Genomic DNA, 19,902 nt, shown 5'->3' with positions numbered 1-19,902 from the left:
TTAGAATAGAAGCTTGGCCCGAAACTGCCCTATCGAAGCACTCCTCCAGAGACAATTCCAAATGCATTTGGTCGACCATATCAAAGTTTTTTTGAAAGCGGCATATGAATTATTTTTCGGCTTCAGTGGCACTGTTCCCATCAGGCTGAACAAACTGGCATTGTTGCGCTGATGGAGCCGATTGTCGAGCAGAGTGCTTTGACGATCAAATGTTTGACGCGACCCGACCGGTCGCTACAGCGCGACCATGTCTTTTTTTAAACGCCTTGATGCAAAGCGATTCCGCCCAACAGACCTTGTCAGTGGCGCCTGGAACGTCCGTGAGCAGCATGTAGCACCCGCATTGGGTTTGCTCGCTCATGCTATTGAACTTGACCATGCAGTTCGTCGTGACAGCATACTGACGATGGCTCGCGTTTCCTACGACATCCTCGGCACTCTGCCGATCGATGAATTCGAAATTGACGTGTCGGTGATCAGGCCAGGACGGACCATCGAGCTGGTCGAAGCGCGTCTAAGCCACGCCGCGCGAGCCATTGTGATCGCACGGGCGTGGCTTCTTCAAACGCCGGATACGTCCGCCATTTCTGGAACACCGGTGTTGGCTATCCCAACCCCCGAGACCTTAGCCTTGTGGAAGCCAGAGACATTGTGGCGGGGCGGATTTGTCCGATCTATCGAGGTTCGCCGGTCATTGCTCGGAGTAGGCCGCGCCGTTTCGTGGATCCGTTCTGAAGTGCCACTTGTTGCGGGCGAGAGCGTAAGTCCAACAGCCAGGGCCTTAGGAATTATCGACATAGCTAATGGACTCGCAGCGAGGGAGGACGTCAACGAGATCGCATTTCCCAATATCGACTTGACTGTTCACTTTATTCGCAAGCTTCGAGGATTATGGTTGGGCTTGGACACCACGGTCTCCTTTGGTCCAAGCGGTATCGGCTTAACTCATAGTATAGTTCACGATCAGGACGGGCCAATCGGTGTCGTTTCACAAAGCTTGACAATACGGCACTAAATCAAAGCCAAATATCAGCAAATAATCGTTGCAGGAAAACGGGCTAAAATCGCTATCAAAGCAGTTGTGCGAGAGAAAATTGCCACCCCAATGCCTTTTTCAAACCAAATCGCTTCTGGCTTAATATTATGCTTGACTATCACAGATACTCTAAAAGTCGGGTTTACAAATTCCTAACAATAAGCGATATAATGGGCTATTAGTATCAGAGTTTTATGTTAAAATCGATATTTTTAAAATTTAAACAAACGGATTTTTGGTACGGAATGCTGATTCCGACGAAGCCGCCCCTCGTTTCCGAGATGATCGCGCCCCTTAATCCGGGATATTGCCGCCCCCGGAACGGGGCCTTCGGCAGCGATCGTTGTTGTTTCGTTTGAAGCCTACGTCAAGCGGGCCGATTGCCTTTTGAGCGCCGCTTGCTGTCGCCATCGAGGTCAAGGCGATGTGCATTGTGAACCAGACGATCGAGGATGGCGTCGGCGACAGTCATGGCGGGATCGCCGAACGTTTCATGATGCTGCTTTCCTGGAAGGGGTCATACTGTAATTTGGCGCTGTGAGCGCCTTTATTTGCTGGAGGGTCAGGTCCACCTGCCACGGCTGTCCCTTCTTTAGTTGCCGGCCCTGAAGCTTACCGCGTTTCAGCCATTTGAACACCGTCTGCTCAGTGACGCCGAGCGCGGTCGCGGCACCTTGGATCGAGTAGCTGCCATCCGGCCAACGGGGCGGATTGTGCTCGACGCCGTTGATCTTTACGGTGGGGATATTCCAGCGCTGGCGCAACAGGTGCACCGTGTTGTGGTCGAACAGCCCGTCCAGGCTGTTCCGCAGACCCTCTGTGTTGAGCGCGGTAGCGACCTCGGCGTCCATCATGCCAGCGGCGTTGAGCTCTCGGATCCGCTGTTCTAGCACGTCGGCATGAGCAGCTTCAGCATAGGATTGAGTGCGCCGCATGACCCAGTGTTCGGTCGCTGCGCCCGTCTGCCAGATGATGCGGATCCACACCATGCCTTTCGCCCGCCGCTGATCTAGAATGACCTTGTCGATCACGAGGCGGAGCATCGCCTTGCGTTCGCTGTTCTCGATTCTTTCCCAAAGATCAGGCAGGTCGATGCCGAACGCTGCGATACGGGCGCGATCGTCGGCATTCAACGCAACGGTTTGCTCCGTCTTCCACCGCCGATAGTCCTGCTCGACCTTTTCGACCTCACGCAGCTTGCTTTCCCAGATGCTTTCGAGGAACGGGCAACGAGGCGGTTTTCCGGCTCGACCGCGTCATATTGGCGCCGGGCACGCTCGCATTCATATTCGGCGCGTTCGCGCTTGAGTGTCCATTGCCGTTCGAGTCCATGGACGTCCGCGTCGATGGCGTCGAGCGCGGCCAACGCGATGGCGAGTTGGTCAGGGGTGAGCGCTGCAAGGAACTGCCGTTCGACCTCAGCCTCAACCCGCGGCGCACGCACCTCTTGGCAATATTGACCGACGCAGGTCGCTCGTTCGGAACGGCACCGATATACCGGATGGTTGCTGTCAGGGCCAGAGTAGTTGAGTGCCATGCGCCGTCCGCAACTGCCACACATCGCTATACCCTGCAGCAGCGCCTTTCCCTTCCGAGGCATGCCACGATGCCCGGCTTTGAAGTTGCCGACATTGTCCGTGAGCTTGTCGCTGATCGCCATATGCGTCTCCCAACTGATATACGCTGGATGAGCATTCTGGATGCAGACTTCCCACTGTTCGCGCTGTCATCGGTCGTGCAATTCTCCGCAAAAGTGGGCTTTGAAAATTCCCTAGTTGGTGGCCCCTTCATCTCATTCTGCCGGGGCTAGCCCCGGCAGAATGAGATGAGCCGACATTGTCCTCATCTCCTTTGCAGACGCGGAGACGGGGCCGATGATCCGACTTGGAGAATTGATGATGATCCTCGAACTACATCGGCAGGGCGTATCGATATCCGCCATTGCCCGACGCACTGGTCGCGATCCCAAGACCATCCGAAAATATATCGAACGGGGCATCGAGGCCCCGGTTTACGGCCCTCGCATGCTGGGTCGACCGAACAAACTGGCACCCTATCTGGAATTTTTGCGTGAGCGAGTGACGGCCTTTCCCGATCTGACGGCGGCGCGCCTGACGCGGGAAATCCGTGAGCTGGGATATATGGGCGCCTATACCGCGGTAAAGCGGTTCCTGGCAGCGATCCGGCCGGAAAACGGCCCCAAGCCCTTCGAGGTTCGGTTCGAGACGCCGCCTGGCGTGCAGGCGCAGGTGGACTTTGCCCGGTTCGTCGTCGAATTTACCGATGAGCCCGGCGTCAGCCGGATCGTCTGGCTATTTAGCCTGGTGCTGGGACATTCGCGCTTCCTGTTTGCGCGCTACGTCATGCACCAGGATCTCCAAACTCTGTTGCGCTGTCATATGCAGGCCTTTGAAGCGCTCGGCGGCGTCCCGATCGAGATCCTCTACGATCGCATGAAAACCGCCGTGACCGGGGAAGATGATCAGGGCCATATCATCTACAATCGATCATTGCTGGCCCTGGCGGGGCATTACCGCTTCGTGCCACGCGCCTGCCGTCCCTATCGGGCCAAGACCAAGGGAAAGGTCGAGCGGCCGTTCAGCTATATCCGCAAGGACTTCTTCCTGGGCCGGAGCTTCCGCAATCTGGACGATCTCAATGTCCAGCTGATCGACTGGCTCGATACCGTCGCCAATGTCCGTGTCCACGGGACGACGCAGCGGATTATTGCTGAAGCCTTCGCCGCCGAGCAGCCTGAGTTGCAGCTGCTCCCGGCGGGTCGCTTTGACGCCGTTCTGAAGCTGGAGCGCCGCGTCAGCCACGATGGGATGGTCTCTGTCGGCGGCAATTACTACAGCGTTCCCGATCGCACCCGGCGCGTCGTCGAAATCCAGCAGTTGCCCGACAAGATCCGGATCGTAGACCTGGGCCAGGTCATTGCCGAGCACCCGGTTCTTGAGGGGCGTCGGCAGTACAGGATCGATCCTGCGCATCGGACAGGCGGCAGCGGCGCCAAGCGCCGTATCCATGGCAAAGAGGTAATCGCCATCGGTCGTATAGGCGAGCATGTCGCTGTGCGCTCCCTGGCCATCTATCAGGCGATCGGCAGCCAACTGGCGCGGGGAGAACGGCCATGAACCATGGGGGTGCCGCATCCCGCGTCGATAATATCCGCCGCAGCCTGGTCCATCTCAAAATGCCACGCGCCCTGGAGATGCTCGACGCCACCCTGCGCGGCATAGAGCAGGGCAAAATCGATGGCATCGAGGCCATCGACATATTGCTGCACGAAGAACTGTCGCTCCGGGAGAACCGCAGGATCAAGGCGGCCCTGCGCATGGCAAGGCTGCCGATCATCAAGACTCTGGACGGATATGACTTCTCCTTCCAGCCATCGCTCGACCGGAACCGCATCCTGGCGCTCGCTGGCCTGGACTTCATCAACCGGGCCGAGGTGGTGCATCTGTTGGGTCCTCCCGGTACCGGGAAAAGCCATATCGCCACGGCCCTTGCTGTCGAGGCCGTGAAGGCGGGCAAGAGCGTCTACTTCATCCCGCTCGCCGATCTGATCGCTTCACTGACCAAGGCGGAACGGGAGGGCACGCTGCGCGAGAGGATCCGCTTCCTATGCCGATCCTCCCTGCTCGTCGTAGATGAGATCGGGTATCTTCCCGTCACGCCCGGGGGCGGCAATCTCTTCTTCCAGCTCGTCAACGCCCGATATGAAAAGGGTGCCATGATCCTGACCTCCAACCGCGGCTTCGCCGAATGGGGTGATGTCTTTGGCGATCCGGTGGTGGCCACCGCGCTGCTCGACCGCCTTCTTCACCACGCTGTGGTCATCCAGATCGAGGGCTCCAGCTATCGCATGCGACAGCACGCCGACCTCCTGCCCGAGCATGCGCGCATGGCACCGTCCATCAACCCACCGCCCTTGCCGAAACGGCGCGGCCGCCCGCCAGCAAAGGAAAAGCCCGATCTCCATCACGGCTGATCACCGAAACAAACCCTCCCGCCAAACTAGGGAATTTTAGATGCCCACTTTTGCGGAATCTTCGGCGCCCGTTGACACGCGCGGAACAGCGCGCGTCGGGTTCTTGGCCCCCTCGCTTCGCTTTTCGGGCGCAGCACACCGGCGTCCGTAGACATAGGCTCCCGCATAGACAGGGTTTTTCAGGATATTGCGCACACGCGCATCGGTTGCATCGCGCCAGGCTATTTCGTGTGGCGCCGGTCCCTTCAACGGCCTGACCGGCAGGGCAAGATCGGCCTGGCGCAGATAGCGCACTACCGCCTTTGCGCTTCCCAGGCGCATGAAGCTGTCGAACACAAGTCTGATGCGCTCCTGAACCTGGGCGTCGGGATTGAGCATGATCCCTCCGGCGGGCGCGTAGATTAGCCCTGCCGGAAGCGGGATACGCAGTTCGCCGCGCGCCGCCTTCTGCCGTTCCCCCGTGTGCAGGCGCATGCGGATCTGATGCAGCTCAGCCTCGCTCATGATCCCCGAGAGACCCAACAAAAGCCGATCATGGTAAAGTCCGGGATCATATATTTGTTCGCTGTCAGCGATGAGAACGCTGAACATCGAGCAGAGCTGAAGCAGTTGATGCCAGTCACTGTTGTTGCGTGCGAGGCGCGACGCGTCGTAGCTCAGAACGAGACCGGCGTGACCTAAGCCAACTTCAGCGATCAGGCGTTGGAAGCCGTATCGGTGCTGAGCCTCCGCACCGGATTTCCCAAGATCGTCGTCGATGATCTCGACCCGTTCGCGCGGCCAGCCAAGGCCAAGCGCGCGGTCGACAAGCCGATACTGAAGCGCCGTGCTTTCCTGGTGATGGCGGATCTGGCCGACGCTCGACTGACGGACATAGACATAGGCCAGCTTGGCCTGCTGCGTGGTGCTTATCCGTTCATCTACGGCATAATCTCTCAACATCGGTGTCACCGGCGTAGCGGGCAGTTGGGCGCGAGCACAAAGCCTGCGCTATCGTCGCCGCCAGCTGACGCTGGATTGCTGGCGGCAGGCTCGACCATATCTGGATCTTTGGCCGTCTCCGGGGAGAGCTGATGTTCACTCTGGCATTCCTCGTCCTGTGATGAACGGCGCAACGCCTCTGCCAGCGCAACGACTCGCATGAGGATGGAGCCTGAGACCAACGGCGCGGATTTCGAGTCAGGCGGAGCGGTAGCCAGATCGGTGACGGAGCGAAGGATGTTTCGCCGCCCGCCATGCGGCACCCGGATAGTCACCCAAGCCGGCCCGCGATCAGACACCAGCTTCAGAACTTCGAACCGCTCGCCGAAGAGCGGATGCTGAGGGCACGTCACCGTTACATGGCGGATCAGCCCGTCGATATCAGGGGTATCACTGGATGGTTGGGTCAGGGAAGACGTTGTCCCATGCCGAAAATGGCTGGTTGGCGGTAATGGCGAGCGAGTGGCGTTCGTAGCGGTGGGCGATGAGCTCGAACAAGGCGCTGGTCTCGACCTGGTCCTTGCGGACGTAGGACAGATCGTCGAGCACGATGAGATCGAACTTGTCGAGCTTGTCGAGCATGGCGGGCAGGCTGAGGTCGCGGCGCGCGGACTGGAGCTTCTGGACCATGTCGGTGGTGGAGCAGAACAGGACGCGCCGCCCCGTGTCGATGAGGGCATGGCCAATGGCGGCAACTGCGTGCGTCTTGCCGGTCCCGCTCTGGCCGAACAGCAGCAGGTTGCCGCCGTTCTCGATCCAGTCGTCACCGGCGGCGAGGGACAAGAGGTGCGGTTTGCGGATGCCGGGGGCGGCGTCGAAATCGAAGGTGGCGAAGGTCTTGCCTGCGGGCAAGCCGGACTGGTCGCGATGGCGCTGGATGCGCCGGGAGGAGCGATCAGCCATCTCGATCTCGAGAAGCGAGGCCAGCAGGTTGGCGGCCGGCCAGCCATCGCGATCGGCGGTGTCGGTGAGGCGCTTCCAGTTGCGGTTGATGCTCGGCAGGCGCAAGGCCTTCAGCAGGGTAGGCAGTACGGCGGCGGCCTGATCCTTGGTGCGGGTCATCAGTGCACCTCCCCGCTGGCGATCAGGCTGTTGTAGCTGTGCAGATCGGGTGGCGGGATAGCGACATCGCGCTGCGATCTTGCGGTTGGCAGGAACTCGTCCCTGAGCGCATCGACATCGGGCAAGCGCCCGCTGTCGAGAGCCTCATCGATCCGCCGGGCCAGCACGTCGACACAGTCGCCCCTGGCGGCGATATCGAGCAGCGCGACGGCATCGCGGCAGGCCTGCCGTCCATCGAGTTGGGCATCGAAGGCTTGCCAGGCCCGCCGGTAGGCGTGATCGGGGAAGAGGGCTTCGCGGTAGACGAGGTTGCGCAGTGCACCGGGCTTGCGGCGCAGGTTACCGATCATGTGCCGGAAATCGATGCTATGCCCCCGGTGGGGATGACTGATCCGCACACGCGGCGTGGACATTACCCTGTCCGGACCGAGGAAGAGCTCGATGCGATCGTCAAAGAGATGCGCGTTGAGGCGCCGTCCGACGAGGCGGGAAGGCACCGAATAGGTAACCCGATCGATGGCGACGGTGCCGTTGCGGGTGACATCGACGGTGACCATGGCGAAATCGGTGGTTCGCCTTGCGGGCAGCGCCTTGAGTACCCTGCGTTCTGCATCGATGCGCGCAGCATGCCGCCGGTTCTGTCTGGCGACCTGCGCCTCAACGAACTCGCGCCAGGCCTCGATGCTGACGAAATCGCGGCTGCCCCGCCGGCGTAAGGCCTGATCGAGCCGTCGCTTGAGATGGGCATGGGGACCTTCGATCGATCCGTTCTCGTGCGCCTCGCCGCGGTTGTTGCGGGTAGCAAGCATGCCGTAATGACGACACAGCTCGTCATAGCTTCGGGTGAAATCCCGCTGCGCATCGGCGTCGAGGTTTTTGTAGGCGGCTGACAGGGAATCGCTGCGGTGTTCGGCCGGCGCACCGCCCAGCTTCCACAACGCATCCTGCAGGTGCTCCGAAAGGGCGGCAAAGCTCTCCCCGCCCAGCACGACAGCCGCATGCTCCCAGCCACTCGCCGCCAAGCGGAAGTGGTAGAGGCGATAGGCCAGGGTCTCGCCGGCAACGGTGACCTTGAGACTGTCGCATACCGTGAAATCCGACAGGCCCTGCCGACCGGGCTCATGATGCTGCGGGAAGAAGATCTCCTTCTCGCCGCCGTGCAGTGCCCGCCAGCGGGCGATCCGGCGTTCCAGTGTTCGTCGTATCGCATCGGGAACAGCATCCTCGCCGAACTCGTCCTGGAGCGTCTCGAAGACCGTGACGGCAATGATACCGTCGATCTGGAGCAACTCCTCTATACGTGGCCAGAATGGCTCGAGCGGATCGGCGCGGGTGCGCCAGTGGCGCTCCTTCTTCTTCTGGGACGGAAGCTGCGGATCGTTCTCGATCCGGCGTGCGCTGCGTTCGCTGATACCGGCCTTGGCAGCCGCGACGGCCTGGGTGTGTTGGCGACGATGGGTCATGAAGAGAAATACCTGCTGATCGGAAATGTGGTGGCCCGGCATCGCAAACCCATCGCTCGTTGTTCGATGAGTGTTCCGATACCACCGCCCGCCACAGCCCCGATCTGCCCCCCGAAAGAAGGGGAAAAAGATCGCCACCGGTTGTCTGGTCCGCTCTCCGGTCGGGGCTGCGCCCCTCCCTACGATCAGACCAGACAACCGATCCTACCGGCCATCATAGTCGCCGCTCAACCGGCCATCGTAGTTGTCGCCGCGCAGCTCATCCTCGATGCAGTAGGCATACGGCCGCCAGAGGACTGTGGCGGTCCATGGGGTTACGCCGAAAAGCTCGAAGCGCTCGGCGACCCACATCATGAATATTACGAAGAGGCGCTGGACACCCTCGGCGACGACCATGATCCTAACGCCAAGCCCGATATCCCCCTGATAGAGGCAAGGCTGGAAGCGCTTGCGAAAAAATGGGCACCACGGACACGCCGAAGAGCCTGACAGCCCGTGTCAACGACGCCTTCCGTCGGCGCTTACGATAGGTCTGGTTCTCGAACCGCCGATCACGCAGCTGGAGACCCGCAAAAACCGGGTACGTGGAGGCTGGTTAACCCGACGACGGGTGATCCCGATGCTGTCCGACGCTGTTGGGCGCGCCTTTGGTTCGTTTCCGGGGTCATTCTGGGCGATTTGACCCGGTTCTCCCGGGTTGCAGGCAGAATCAGCCCATACTCTCCCGGCGCTCGTGGAAGATCAGCCTGTTGAAGTTGTAAGCCAGGTTGCAAAGGGTGAGTTTCGCTTCGGCGCGGGCCAGACCGATGGTTCGGATGAACAGCCCGAACCTGTTCTTCTGATGGGCAAAGACGTGTTCGACATGGGCGCGGATCGAGGATTTGGCAGCGTTGGCCCGCGCAGTGGCCTTCGCCATGGGCTTGCCCATCGGTTTGCGCCGATGGATGCGCGACGTAAGCGTCCGGTCCGACAGCCACTTCTCGTTCCGCTTTGAGCGATAGGCGCTGTCTGCCCAGACCTCGGAGCCGGTGTTGTCCGTGCTGACGACCTGGCGCAGAAGGCGCCCGTCGGCGGCCGACGCCGAAGTCACCGCCATCTCCCGGATGAAGCCGAAACGCCGATCGATGCTTATGTGGGATTTGTAGCCGAAGACTGGCAGGGCAATCATGGGCAATGGCGTGCCGTCCGCGCGATAGCGGACTTTGCCACCGATCTTGAGCGTCCAGCGTGCATCGATGTCCTTCTGCGCCGCCTTGGCTGGCTCGCCCGGCCAGATTTCCTTCGCGCTCTTCCCCGACTTGATCGCCTCGCGTTCACCTTCAGTGTTTCGCTGCTTGGGTGCAGGCACCAGCGAGGCATCAACAATCTGTCCCGACATCGGGATGTATCCCTTCTTCTGGAGTTGCCAGTCGAAGGCCTTCATCACCCGCTTGAGCGTCCCGGTCTCGGTCAGGCGATTGCGAAAATGCCGGATCGTGTTCTCGTCCGGCGTTCGATCCCCGAGCGACAGTCCAAGGAACCGCATCCAACTCAGGCGGTCCCGGATCATGAATTCCATCCGTGCGTCCGACAGGTTGTGCTGCGCCTGCAGGATCAGGGCCTTGAACATCATCACCGGATCGAACGGCGGGCGCCCACCCCTGGCACCATCACCGTAGCCGAGCCCTTCAACTAGCCACGCGCGGAAATACTCGAAGTCTACCGCCTGCTGCAAAATCTCCAGCGGGTCGCCTTCCTTGCTCAACGCTTCAAGATGGTCGCTCAAACTGAACAGGGACTTCGGATCCACCACGGCTCTCCATAATCGCTCCCGATCAGTGAATCACCATGACCGCGTAAACGCTACAGGTTTTTGCGGGTCTCCAGCTCAAGGAACGCGGCTATCTCGCCATGGGTGGGCAGATCGTCGATGCCACACTGGTGGCTGCGCCCAAGCAGCGCAACACGGCGCCTGAAAAGGATGCGATCAAGGCGGGCAAGAAGGCCTGCGAGATCTGGCCCGATGAGCCAGCCAAGGCGGCGCAGAAGGACACCGACGCACGCTGGACGCTCAAGTTCGCAAAGGCCAAACCCTTGGCGAACGGCAAGCCGGGCATCGACATCGCCATCCCGAGCTTCGGCTACAAGAGCAGCGTGTCGATCTGCCGGACCTTCGGCTTCATCCGCAAGGGCAAGGTCACCGACCAAGCGCGCTTCGACGGACGAATGCTGCGTGATGTCGTCACCAGCGACAACACCGCCTCCGATGTCTGGGCCGACACGGCCTATCGGAGCCAAGCCAACGAGGCATGGCTCAAGCGGCAGAGCCGGGTCAGACGAATCCATCGCAAGAAGCCACGCGGCAAGCCAATGCCCCAACGCACTGCCAGAGCCAACGCCGCCAAATCGAAAATCCGCGCCCGCGTCGAACATGTGTTCGCCCGGCAGAAAGACCAGATGGGGCTGTTCATCCGCACCATCGGCGTCAAGCGCGCCGAAGCCAAGATCACCCTCGCCAACCTCGTCTACAACATGCACCGACTCATCTTCCATGAACGACGGGTAGCGACGGGATAGCTGCGCCTGAAAGACGGCAATGCCAACAAAAGCCATCAGAATGGAGACCCAAGCGGCCCCAATCATGCCAAATCCTGCGCTGAACGCTCAAGTCCGCTCAGATCAACGGGTTGATGGAGGTGCCCAGGTCTTCTAATTGAATACGCCAGTCGTCGAGGCTCCGTCTACCGTGATGATGCTGCCAGAAATATATGAGGCCCGGGGCGAGGCCACGAAGCAAATGACATCGCCGACTTCCTCAGGATCAGCCATTCGCCCGAGCGGGAAGGTTGCGTCCATTTCCGCCTGTAGCGCTTTGGGCGTCTTGCCTTCGCCTTCGGCGCGCTTTTCGATCAAGCGTCGCCAGCGATCCGTCATAACCCCCGAAGGCGCTACCCCGGCAACAAGAATGCCATGCGGCGCGCCATGATCCGCCAGCGACTTCGTAAAGTTGATCAATCCGGCGTTGGTGACGCCGACCGCCATGTAAGACGCTTTCGGGTTTCGCGCAGCAGCACCAACGACGTTGACGATGCGACCGCCGCCCTGATCGCGCATGAGCGGGAACACCGCCTGGGCGGTGCGGATGTAGCATTGCAGTTTCTCATTCCAACCATCCAGCCATTCCTGGCTGGAGATCGCCATAAAGTCGCCAGCGGGTAGTTTACCAGCGGCATTATTGACTAACACGTCAATGCGCCCCGCATAACGCTGCGCGGTCTCGATCAGATTTTGCACATCGTCATCGCGTGTAATATCGCAGGGGCATGCAATTACGTCATGCCCTGCCTTGCGCAACGCGGCGACCTCCACCTCCAAAGCCGGGCTTGCACGCGCAGCGGCAATCACCCGGGCACCTTCCATGGCAAAAGTCCGGAGCGCCGCTAACCCGATGCCCTTGCTAGCACCCGTCAGCACCACAGTTTTGCCGCTTAGCTTCAAATCCATCGACAGGATCCCTTCTTGGTTTCGACCGGCATTGACGGCCACATCAGAAAATGGCCGAAACAATGTTCAGCAGGGTAAACTCACCAGTGACTGTATCTCCTTCTTGGGCGGCGTGGGCGCGTGAGAGCCCGACCGTCATTATGATGCTCATGGCGGGAATACATTCGCCGCGCTGCCCCAGGAAATTGGCGAGCCAGGCGAGCGCCGCGCGTGGATCCCCGAGCGCGTTCGCGCCGATCCCATGAGCGATCGTCGCGCCTTTCGACGACATTAGCACGGCGCACAGGCGCAGGTCATCGAGCGACCGGAATGATCGAGGCGGCCGAGCACCACCCGCGCGCTCGAGCTGTTATCCGTATTATTGACCGCGGAAAAGCAATAGCTCTGATAGCGGGTATGCACGATTTCGAGGCTCGCAATTGCGGAATCCACCGCATAGCTGATGCTAACGCGCGTCTGATCGGGGCCATGGACGTCGCGCCGCACACGCAGTGTGATTTCAGGCTCGATCAGGGGATGGAACAGGTTTTCGCTATCTACCCGACCCGTTCTTTCGGACACGAGCAGATCCTTTGTCAGCACGCCGAAATTGGGGTCGTTAATGCCCATCTGCGCGCGCATCTCGGCGCTAGTGTAGCCCAGCTTGAAACCGATCTTCTGTCGGTCGCGCCTCTGGAAGGTGCGCGCGGCAATTGCATAGATGTCGTCCTCCGACAGCCTGGGATGAGCGGAGCTAAGCGGCGCAATGCGGCGGCGCTCCCATTCCGCCCGCCACAGTTGTGCCGAGCAAGCATCTGTCAGACCAGCAGGCGACTGGTCGCCACGATTCTCGCCGGCGTCCGCTTTCGACAGACCCTCTGAATTGTTCATGATGCTTCTTCCTGAATAGCCGTGCCCGCACGATTGGCGCGCCGCAGGATTTGGCGGGCGCGGACCCTGACCGGGGCATCGACCATGGTTCCATCCACGGAAGTCGCGCCATCCTCACCTGTAGCCAGTGTCCTTTGCGCCCAAGCCAGCTCCTCCCGTGTGGGGGCGAAGCCGATTCGCACCGGCGCAATCTGACTGGGATGGATGCAGAGCTTGCCGCCGAACCCAAGATCCAAGGCATAACGCGCGTGATCTTCCAGCAGCGCTTCTTCGCCCAGCGACGTGCACACGCCGTCGATTGGCGAAAGCAAGGATGACAGACGCGAGGCGAGTACAATCTCGCTGCGCGCCGCCAGCAGCGGCTCGCGCCGATGCGCGGCGCCGATATCCGCGCAATAATCGATGCTGCCGAACGCCAGGCGCCGCACGCAGGCGGAGGCGGATATCTCTCGCGCCCTCGACAAGCCAAGCGCCGTTTCGAGCAAGGCGATGACCGGCTGGCCCGCGGCCACTTCGGAAGCCTGCTCGACGTCATGCGCGGACTCGGTCTTGGCGAGCATCAACCCGGACAGGGGAAGCGATGCGATCGCCGCCAGATCCTCTTCGTGCCATGGGGTATTGACTGCGTTTACACGCACAAAAATATCCATGTCAGCGGGCAAGGCGACGACGTGGCAAAGTGCTGTACGGGCTTGCACCTTATTGGCGGGAGCAACCGCATCCTCAAGGTCGATGATAATAGCATCCGCGCCCGAGGTGGCCGCCTTCGCATAACGCTCGGGCCGGTCGCCAGGCACGAAAAGCAGTGTGATGCTGCTCCGCATGGTCAAGATACCTTCGTGTCCACGGTCCATATGCCCCAAGTAGGACCTCGACTGCACCACATACGCCGCACCCTTCTCTGCCTGGTCCTGTTCAAGACAGGGCAAGACCAGCTCAACCGCCGCGCTTCAGGGTCTCGCGCGCGATCACCAATTGCTGAATCTGAGAAGTGCCCTCGTATATACGAAAGATGCGCACGTCGCGATAGAAGCGCTCGATACCATGACCGGCGACATATCCGGCGCCGCCGAAGATCTGCACCGCGCGATCGGCAACCCTGCCGACCATTTCAGACGCAAACAATTTTGAAGCGGCCGCCTCCAGTGTGATACTCTCGCCGGCGTCGAGCTTGCGCGCGGTCTCAAGCATTAGCGCTCGCGCGGCCAGCGCCTCGGTTTTGGAATCTGCGATCATCGCCTGGACGAGCTGGAACTCGGCGATAGGCTTGCCGAACTGGCGCCGTTCGGAGGCAAAGGCGACGCAATCGGAGATCAGCCGCTCGGCCACGCCGACGCACAAAGCCGAGAGGTGCAGCCGGCCGCGGTCGAGCACCTGCATCGCCATACGGAACCCGCTTCCCTCCTCGCCGAGGCGGTTCGCCGCGGGGACACGCACGCCGTCGAAGTTGACCGTGCAGATATGCGCGCCCTGCTGGCCCATCTTGCGCTCGGGCGGCCCGACGCCCAACCCCGGCAATTCACTGGGTACAAGGAAAGCGGTGACGCCTGCCCCGCGCTTTTCATCCGGGTTGGTCCGCGCCATCACCGTGAACAGACCGGCCTTGTCGGCATTCGTGATATAGATCTTGGATCCGTCGAGAACATATTCGTTACCCTCGCGCCGCGCGCGTGTCCTGACCGAGCCAGAATCGCTGCCGGCCTCAGGCTCGGTCAGCGCGAAGCTGGTGATGATCTCTCCGCTCGCGATTCCCGGAAGCCAGCGGTGCTTCTGCTCATCATTGCCGAACATCACGAGGCCCTGGCTGCCGATGCCAACATTGGTGCCGAAGGCCGAGCGGAATGCCGGGCTGGTACGACCGATCTCAAGCGCGACGAGACTTTCATCTTCCATGGACAGCCCCAGCCCGCCGAATTCCTCCGGGATCGACAGGCCGAACAAGCCGAGCTGGCGCATTTCATCAATCACCTCGTTCGGGATCTCATCCTCCTCGGCGACCTTTGCCTCGATCGGCCGCAGCCGTTCGCTAACAAAACGGCGAATGGTGCCGATCAACTGATCTCGTGTCTCCAGATCGAGTGCCATGGCGGCATTTCCTTTCATCTTTTGATATTCACGACCGTATCGTTGCAGAGGCAGAAATAATGGTACGGCCGTCGTGTCCGATTGCGGCAAGACTGATTTCACCGCCGTCCCGCCGCCCCACAAGATGCATTTCAGGCCCCGCGAAAGCGGGCGTGCGGGCACGAAAGGCGAAGCTGGTGAGTACGTCCGAGCCAAGTTCACGCACGCACAAATCGAGCAGCAGGCTTGCCGTCAGCGGCCCTTGTACCACTAGGCCGGGATAGCCCTCAACCGCCGTCGCATAGGGAAGGTCATAGTGGATGCGGTGGCTATTAAAGGTTAACGCCGAATAGCGGAACAACAGCACCTCGTTCGGGACCATGTGCCGGTGCCAGGTCCAATTTGATAGATCGGGCTGTGCTCCCCCCGTATTGGCCGTCGCCTGAACGGATCCCACCGCTTCACGATAGACGATCGTCTGTCGCTCGCGGATCGCGACGGTTCCACCCGCGCTGGTGACATGATCGACCTCAACGAACGCAAGGCTGCCCGCGCTCCCGTCCTTTTCAGCGACCGACATTACCGTCGAAACACGTTCGATCTGCGCGCCGATCTGAAGCGGGGTATGGAAACTGACATCACTCGCCACCCACATCCGTCGCGGGAGCGCGATCGGCGGGAGGAACGCGCCCCGCACGGGATGCCCGTCACTGTCGATATCGGCCATGTTCGCATCCGGCAAGCACAGGCACCAATGGAAGCCGTGGGGCGCATCCGCGCCAATGGGTTGCGGCACGTCGAGCAGCGCGGCGAAGCGGTTCACCGCCGGTTGCGAAACCATGTCGTGCGTACGCAAAGGCTTCCCGAGCCAATCGTTCCAGCGTTGGCTCATCGTGCGACCCTCGCCATCAATAGGCCCTTGGCAGGCCAAGGACATGCTCGGCGAGATAGGATAGGATGAGATTCGTCGAGATCGGCGCGACCTGATAAAGGCGGTTCTCGCGGAACTTGCGCTCGATATCATATTCGGCGGCGAAGCCGAAGCCACCATGCGTTTGGACACAGGCCTCGGCCGCGGCCCAGCTTGCCTCGGCCGCGAGCATTTTCGCCATATTGGCTTCAGCTGCGGGGTTCTCGCCCGCCTCGTAGCGGCGCAGCGCGTCGTGAACCATCAACTCCGCGGCGCGCATCTGCGCATAGGCGCGGGCGATCGGGAACTGAATGCCTTGATTCTGTCCGATCGGCCGCCCGAAAACGCACCTTTCCCTGGCATAGGCGGCGGACTTGTCTATGAACCATTTGGCATCGCCAACGCATTCGGCAGCGATCAGTATCCGCTCGGCATTCATCCCGGACAAGATGTATCGGAAGCCCTTGCCCTCCTCGCCGATCAGATTGGCGGCAGGGATCGCCACATCGTCGAAGAAGATTTCGGTCGTCGAATGGTTCATCATGGTGTCGATAGGACGAATCGACATGCCCTTCCCGTGTGCTTCACGCATATCGACGAGGAAGGCCGAAAGGCCATCGGTGCGTTTTTCGACCTGGTCGCGGGGGGTCGTACGAGCGAGCAGCAGCATCAAGTCCGAATGCTCTGCGCGGGACGTCCATATTTTCTGCCCGTTCACAATGTAGCGATTGCCGTCGCGCTGCGCGAAAGTCGTGATAGACAAGGTGTCGGTGCCGCTTGACGGTTCGGTCACGGCGAATGCCTGGAGCCGCAGCGCGCCGCTGGCAATTCCGGGCAGATACTCGGCCTTCTGCGCCTGCGATCCATGGCGGAGCACCGTGCCCATGATGTACATTTGCGCATGGCAGGCGCCCCCATTACTACCCGAGCGGTGGATTTCCTCCAAGATCGCTGCGGCCGCCGAAAGCGGCAGCCCGGCACCGCCATATTCCTCCGGGATCAGCGCGGCGAGATAACCCGCGCTGTTCAACGCCTCGACAAACTCGCCCGGATAAGCGCGGTCCTTGTCCTTCGCGCGCCAATATTCGCCCGGGAAGTCGGCGCACAACTTGGCAACCTCTTCCCGGATCGCCTCATACGCCTCGGTCATCGTTCTGCGGTCCCGCGCTCGAGGAGACCACGTGCGATAATGTGCGCCTGTATCTCGGCCGCGCCTTCGAACACAGAGAGGATGCGCGCGTCGCACAGGATGCGGCTGATCTCGGTTTCCAGCGCATATCCGTTGCCCCCGTGGATCTGCAGGCTCGCGTCGGCGTTGGTCCAGGCAACCCGCGCGGCAAGCAGCTTCGCCATCCCTGCCTCTACGTCGCTGCGTCCGCCGGCGTCTTTGGTGCGCGCCGCAGCATAGGCCAGTTCGCGGGCAGCCACCGTCTCGAAAAGCATCGCAACGAGCTTGTCGGCAACCCGCGGGAAGTCGACCAGCGGGCGTCCGAACTGGTTGCGCGCAAGGGCGTAATCGATCCCGAGCTCGTACGCACGCCAGGCAACGCCGACCGCGCGCGCAGCAGTTTGGATGCGTGCGCCTTCAAAGGTGCGCATGAGTTGGCGAAAGCCTTCGCCCTCAACGTTCCCGAGCAGGCTCTCAGCGGATGCCTCGAAGCCATCGAAACTCAGCTCATATTCGCGCATACCACGATAGCCCAGGACCGCGATCTCGCTTCCGGCGAGACCAGGACCAGGGAACGGGTCGGTCTCGCTACCGCGCGGCTTGGCGAGCAGGAACATGCTGAGCCCACGATGGCCCTCGCCGCCGGTGCGTGCGAGCATGGTCATCAGATCGGTACGTGCGGCATGGGTGATCCAGGTCTTGGCGCCTGAGATGCGCCAGCTCCCGTCGGGCGCCGCCACCGCGCGCGTGGTCAGGCTGGCAAGGTCGGACCCGGCACCGGGCTCTGTGAACACCGCGGTTGGCAGAATCTCGCCGCTTGCCAGGCCCGACAGCCAGCGGGCCTTCTGAGCCTTGCTGCCGCCGAGCCCGATCAACTCGGCGGCGATTTCGCTACGCGTGCCAAGCGAACCAGCCCCGATCCAGCCGCGGCTCAGTTCCTCAGTCACGACGCACATTTCCAGCTTGCCAAGCCCAAGCCCGCCATATTCGGGATCGACGCATATGCCGAACGTCCCGAGTGCGCCGAGCTCTGCGATCAGCGCGTCCGGTATCAGCGCGTTGTCGAGATGCCAGCGATGTGCAAACGGCGTGATCCGCTCGGCGGTGAACCGTCGAAACTGAGCGCGGATTTCGTCGAGCGCTGCGTCGCCGGACGCCTCGTTCACGCTGGCCCCGGCACGCACCAGCGCGATCAGGCTGGCGCGGCTTCGCGCGTCCGCGCACGCGATCAGCGCGCAGACTGCAGGATCATCCACCATCCGGCGTGCCGACGCCTCGAGCCCCATTCGCCCGGGCCGAAAATATTCGTTGGGGCCGATGGCGAGTCCCCCTGCAAGCTGGCTGAGATAGTCGGCGAAGGCGAGGCGCAGGATCAGCGCATCGATTTCGCCGAAATCGCCACGCTCCTGCGCCGCCACCGCCCAGCCCATCAGCGCTTTGAGCGCGGCGATCGTCGTTTCAATCCAGGCATAGCCATGGGCATCATGCTGATGGTGATCGAGCAGCGCGGGATTGACTGCGGCGCCCTCACCGACATTGCCCAGGAGCCGGCTACGAACGTCGGCGGCGAAGCTGCGCGCTGCGTCAAGCGCCGCTGCCGTCTGGTCGACCAGAGCCTCGAGCGACGGATAAGCCGAACAGCCCATCTCAACCCGCGGCCACGATGCCGCTGTCGTGCAGCTTGCCGACCTCGCCGGAGCTTAGGCCAAGCACGTTGGCGAGAATCTCATCGGTATGCTCGCCGAGCCGCGGCGCCCGGGCCGGTGGCAGCCGTTCGGCTTTTGGGATTGTGGCCGGCGCGCCGGGTATCGGGTAACGTGCACCGCTTGGCTGCTCGACCTCGGTAAAGATCGGATTGGCACGGACCAGATCGGGATCATCGGCAGCTTCCCGCATACTCTGGTAGGGACTCCAGCAAACCCCGAGCGGTTCGAACGCGCAGGCAAGATCGGCGAGTGTGCGCTTGGCGACCGCCTCCTCGACCAACGGCACCAGCTTATCGCGATGCTCGAAGCGGATACCTTCATCGCGTGCGAACGAAACGCCCTGCCCGGCCTCGATCTGTGCAACCCCTTGGGCAATGCCGAGCGCCTCAACGAGACCTTGCCACTGGCGCACAGTAAGCGCCATCAGCATCAGCCGGTGGCCGTCGGTGGTTGTAAAATCGCGCCCGAACGCACCAAATATCTGGTTGCCGAGCCGTGGCCGGTTCGCATCGCTGTCGAGCACTTCGGCAAGCATACCAAGGTTGGCGACACTGGCGATCGCCATATCCGCCAAGGGGACGCGCACTTCCTGGCCAGCGCCGGTATCGCGTCGATGGCGTTCGGCAGCAAGGAAAGCAAAAGCGGAATAGGCACCGGTCAGCAAATCCCAGGCGGGCAGCACATGATTGACCACCGCATCGCCAAGGCCGGACGGTCCGGTGATCTGGGGAAAGCCGACCGCGCAATTGACGGTGTGGTCTAGCGCGGGACCGCCATCGGCGCGGCCCATGATCCGCAGCGTGACGAGGTCCGGCCGCAATGCAGAAAGGCGTTCATGCGACAGGAACCCTTCGACAGGATAGTTCGTGACGAACAGTCCGCCCGTTGGCCCTGGCGCGGTAATCAAGGTGGTCGCAAGTGCGCGGCCTTCAGCACTTGCGAGATTGATCGCAATCGACTTCTTGCCCTTGTTGAGCGATTCCCAATAGAGACTGGCTCCGTTCTTCGCGCGCGGCCAGCGCCTGAAATCGGGCCCACCGCCAATCTGATCAAAGCGGATCACCTCGGCTCCCATTTGCGCCAGATACATGCCGCAAGTGGGAGAGGCGACGAACGATGACGCCTCGACCACGCGCATCCTGTCAAGCAGCCGGTACATCGCCGA

At 61.4% G+C, this 19,902-nt stretch carries 19 protein-coding genes and 2 pseudogenes; 5 read left to right on the top strand and 16 right to left on the bottom strand.

All coding sequences use genetic code 11. The annotated features are described in order from the left end of the window. The first annotated feature begins 247 nt into the window (after positions 1–247). Positions 248–1,015, top strand: a complete 768-nt coding sequence (locus CEQ44_RS04425; protein ID WP_088190079.1) for a thioesterase family protein — start codon at positions 248–250, stop codon at positions 1,013–1,015. 388 nt (positions 1,016–1,403) lie between these two features. On the opposite strand, the pseudogene CEQ44_RS04420 reads toward CEQ44_RS04425, so the two are convergent. From CEQ44_RS04420 to CEQ44_RS23880, 3 genes and pseudogenes are all read right to left on the bottom strand, one after another. After that, positions 1,404–1,550: pseudogene (locus CEQ44_RS04420) on the bottom strand (ATP-binding protein); the annotation flags it as partial. Then, a complete protein-coding gene (locus CEQ44_RS04415; protein ID WP_088190113.1) occupies positions 1,528–2,169 on the bottom strand; it encodes a hypothetical protein in 642 nt (213 codons plus the stop codon). The gene CEQ44_RS04415 and the pseudogene CEQ44_RS04420, both read right to left, overlap by 23 nt. Then, positions 2,166–2,573: a hypothetical protein gene (locus CEQ44_RS23880; RefSeq protein ID WP_256960025.1), complete on the bottom strand. Its 408-nt coding sequence runs from the start codon at positions 2,571–2,573 to the stop codon at positions 2,166–2,168. The genes CEQ44_RS04415 and CEQ44_RS23880 overlap by 4 nt, the downstream gene beginning before the upstream one ends. Before the next feature lie 337 nt (positions 2,574–2,910). Between CEQ44_RS23880 and istA (CEQ44_RS04405) the strand changes: the two genes are divergently transcribed. Both istA (CEQ44_RS04405) and istB (CEQ44_RS04400) read left to right on the top strand, forming a co-directional pair. Next, positions 2,911–4,173, top strand: coding sequence for an IS21 family transposase (gene istA, locus CEQ44_RS04405; RefSeq protein WP_088185104.1), 1,263 nt, complete (start codon positions 2,911–2,913; stop codon positions 4,171–4,173). Next, positions 4,170–5,030 carry an IS21-like element helper ATPase IstB gene (gene istB / locus CEQ44_RS04400; protein WP_088185103.1) on the top strand — a complete coding sequence of 287 codons (861 nt, stop codon included), beginning with the start codon at positions 4,170–4,172 and terminating at the stop codon, positions 5,028–5,030. Before istA (CEQ44_RS04405) ends, istB (CEQ44_RS04400) begins: the two co-directional genes overlap by 4 nt. Positions 5,031–5,066: 36 nt before the next feature. Here the strand turns inward: istB (CEQ44_RS04400) and CEQ44_RS04395 are convergent, their stop codons facing one another. From CEQ44_RS04395 to istA (CEQ44_RS04385), 3 genes are all read right to left on the bottom strand, one after another. Next, positions 5,067–5,972 carry a recombinase family protein gene (locus tag CEQ44_RS04395; protein ID WP_256960020.1) on the bottom strand — a complete coding sequence of 302 codons (906 nt, stop codon included), beginning with the start codon at positions 5,970–5,972 and terminating at the stop codon, positions 5,067–5,069. 429 nt (positions 5,973–6,401) lie between these two features. After that, positions 6,402–7,073, bottom strand: a complete 672-nt coding sequence (istB, locus tag CEQ44_RS04390) for an IS21-like element helper ATPase IstB (RefSeq protein ID WP_306424891.1) — start codon at positions 7,071–7,073, stop codon at positions 6,402–6,404. Further along, complete coding sequence (gene istA / locus CEQ44_RS04385) at positions 7,073–8,536, bottom strand: IS21 family transposase (RefSeq protein WP_167369509.1); 1,464 nt, start codon at positions 8,534–8,536, stop codon at positions 7,073–7,075. Before istA (CEQ44_RS04385) ends, istB (CEQ44_RS04390) begins: the two co-directional genes overlap by 1 nt. Between istA (CEQ44_RS04385) and CEQ44_RS24855 the strand changes: the two genes are divergently transcribed. Beyond that, positions 8,528–9,025: a plasmid pRiA4b ORF-3 family protein gene (locus CEQ44_RS24855; RefSeq protein ID WP_256960019.1), complete on the top strand. Its 498-nt coding sequence runs from the start codon at positions 8,528–8,530 to the stop codon at positions 9,023–9,025. The genes istA (CEQ44_RS04385) and CEQ44_RS24855 overlap by 9 nt on opposite strands. 220 nt (positions 9,026–9,245) lie before the next feature. Here the strand turns inward: CEQ44_RS24855 and CEQ44_RS04375 are convergent, their stop codons facing one another. After that, the gene (locus CEQ44_RS04375) at positions 9,246–10,328 is read right to left on the bottom strand and encodes a transposase (RefSeq protein ID WP_217895380.1); all 1,083 of its coding nucleotides are present in this window, start codon (positions 10,326–10,328) and stop codon (positions 9,246–9,248) included. A gap of 74 nt (positions 10,329–10,402) precedes the next feature. Between CEQ44_RS04375 and CEQ44_RS04370 the strand changes: the two are divergent. Further along, positions 10,403–11,092 (top strand): annotated as a pseudogene (locus CEQ44_RS04370) (transposase); the annotation flags it as partial. 132 nt (positions 11,093–11,224) lie between these two features. On the opposite strand, the gene CEQ44_RS04365 reads toward CEQ44_RS04370, so the two are convergent. The 9 genes from CEQ44_RS04365 to CEQ44_RS04325 all read right to left on the bottom strand — a co-directional run bounded on the left by CEQ44_RS04365 (position 11,225) and on the right by CEQ44_RS04325 (position 19,896). Then, positions 11,225–12,061 (bottom strand): SDR family oxidoreductase, encoded by an 837-nt coding sequence (locus CEQ44_RS04365; protein WP_088189902.1) that lies wholly within the window; start codon positions 12,059–12,061, stop codon positions 11,225–11,227. Position 12,062: 1 nt separating this feature from the next. Beyond that, positions 12,063–12,290, bottom strand: a complete 228-nt coding sequence (locus CEQ44_RS04360) for a hypothetical protein (protein ID WP_088189903.1) — start codon at positions 12,288–12,290, stop codon at positions 12,063–12,065. Further along, positions 12,290–12,889, bottom strand: coding sequence for a 2-keto-4-pentenoate hydratase (locus CEQ44_RS04355; RefSeq protein ID WP_088189904.1), 600 nt, complete (start codon positions 12,887–12,889; stop codon positions 12,290–12,292). The genes CEQ44_RS04360 and CEQ44_RS04355 overlap by 1 nt, the downstream gene beginning before the upstream one ends. Next, complete coding sequence (locus tag CEQ44_RS04350) at positions 12,886–13,713, bottom strand: CoA ester lyase (RefSeq protein ID WP_088189905.1); 828 nt, start codon at positions 13,711–13,713, stop codon at positions 12,886–12,888. The genes CEQ44_RS04355 and CEQ44_RS04350 overlap by 4 nt, the downstream gene beginning before the upstream one ends. Before the next feature lie 112 nt (positions 13,714–13,825). After that, positions 13,826–14,974, bottom strand: a complete 1,149-nt coding sequence (locus CEQ44_RS04345) for an acyl-CoA dehydrogenase family protein (protein ID WP_088189968.1) — start codon at positions 14,972–14,974, stop codon at positions 13,826–13,828. Between the two features lie 28 nt (positions 14,975–15,002). After that, positions 15,003–15,845 (bottom strand): MaoC family dehydratase N-terminal domain-containing protein, encoded by an 843-nt coding sequence (locus CEQ44_RS04340; RefSeq protein ID WP_088189906.1) that lies wholly within the window; start codon positions 15,843–15,845, stop codon positions 15,003–15,005. Positions 15,846–15,861: 16 nt separating this feature from the next. Then, complete coding sequence (locus CEQ44_RS04335; RefSeq protein ID WP_088189907.1) at positions 15,862–17,013, bottom strand: acyl-CoA dehydrogenase family protein; 1,152 nt, start codon at positions 17,011–17,013, stop codon at positions 15,862–15,864. After that, positions 17,010–18,677 carry an acyl-CoA dehydrogenase family protein gene (locus tag CEQ44_RS04330; protein ID WP_088189908.1) on the bottom strand — a complete coding sequence of 556 codons (1,668 nt, stop codon included), beginning with the start codon at positions 18,675–18,677 and terminating at the stop codon, positions 17,010–17,012. Before CEQ44_RS04330 ends, CEQ44_RS04335 begins: the two co-directional genes overlap by 4 nt. Before the next feature lies 1 nt (position 18,678). Further along, positions 18,679–19,896, bottom strand: a complete 1,218-nt coding sequence (locus tag CEQ44_RS04325) for a CoA transferase (protein ID WP_088189909.1) — start codon at positions 19,894–19,896, stop codon at positions 18,679–18,681. Positions 19,897–19,902: the final 6 nt, after the last annotated feature.

The organism is Sphingobium sp. Z007, assembly GCF_900013425.1.
Classification (GTDB): domain Bacteria; phylum Pseudomonadota; class Alphaproteobacteria; order Sphingomonadales; family Sphingomonadaceae; genus Sphingobium.
Note: the sequence above shows the minus strand (reverse complement) of the source record. Positions and strands in the feature narration are given on the sequence as shown.

Coding starts and splice junctions, on each gene's coding strand:
- CEQ44_RS04395 (WP_256960020.1), bottom strand. CDS start 5,972: ATGTTGAGAGATTATGCCGTAGATGAACGGATAAGCACCACGCAGCAG.
- istB (WP_306424891.1), bottom strand. CDS start 7,073: ATGACCCGCACCAAGGATCAGGCCGCCGCCGTACTGCCTACCCTGCTG.
- CEQ44_RS23880 (WP_256960025.1), bottom strand. CDS start 2,573: ATGGCACTCAACTACTCTGGCCCTGACAGCAACCATCCGGTATATCGG.
- CEQ44_RS04325 (WP_088189909.1), bottom strand. CDS start 19,896: ATGTACCGGCTGCTTGACAGGATGCGCGTGGTCGAGGCGTCATCGTTC.
- CEQ44_RS04335 (WP_088189907.1), bottom strand. CDS start 17,013: ATGACCGAGGCGTATGAGGCGATCCGGGAAGAGGTTGCCAAGTTGTGC.
- CEQ44_RS04355 (WP_088189904.1), bottom strand. CDS start 12,889: ATGAACAATTCAGAGGGTCTGTCGAAAGCGGACGCCGGCGAGAATCGT.
- istB (WP_088185103.1), top strand. CDS start 4,170: ATGAACCATGGGGGTGCCGCATCCCGCGTCGATAATATCCGCCGCAGC.
- istA (WP_167369509.1), bottom strand. CDS start 8,536: ATGACCCATCGTCGCCAACACACCCAGGCCGTCGCGGCTGCCAAGGCC.
- CEQ44_RS04350 (WP_088189905.1), bottom strand. CDS start 13,713: ATGCGGAGCAGCATCACACTGCTTTTCGTGCCTGGCGACCGGCCCGAG.
- CEQ44_RS24855 (WP_256960019.1), top strand. CDS start 8,528: ATGGGTCATGAAGAGAAATACCTGCTGATCGGAAATGTGGTGGCCCGG.
- CEQ44_RS04330 (WP_088189908.1), bottom strand. CDS start 18,677: ATGGGCTGTTCGGCTTATCCGTCGCTCGAGGCTCTGGTCGACCAGACG.
- CEQ44_RS04340 (WP_088189906.1), bottom strand. CDS start 15,845: ATGAGCCAACGCTGGAACGATTGGCTCGGGAAGCCTTTGCGTACGCAC.
- CEQ44_RS04425 (WP_088190079.1), top strand. CDS start 248: ATGTCTTTTTTTAAACGCCTTGATGCAAAGCGATTCCGCCCAACAGAC.
- istA (WP_088185104.1), top strand. CDS start 2,911: ATGATCCGACTTGGAGAATTGATGATGATCCTCGAACTACATCGGCAG.
- CEQ44_RS04360 (WP_088189903.1), bottom strand. CDS start 12,290: ATGTCGTCGAAAGGCGCGACGATCGCTCATGGGATCGGCGCGAACGCG.
- CEQ44_RS04345 (WP_088189968.1), bottom strand. CDS start 14,974: ATGGCACTCGATCTGGAGACACGAGATCAGTTGATCGGCACCATTCGC.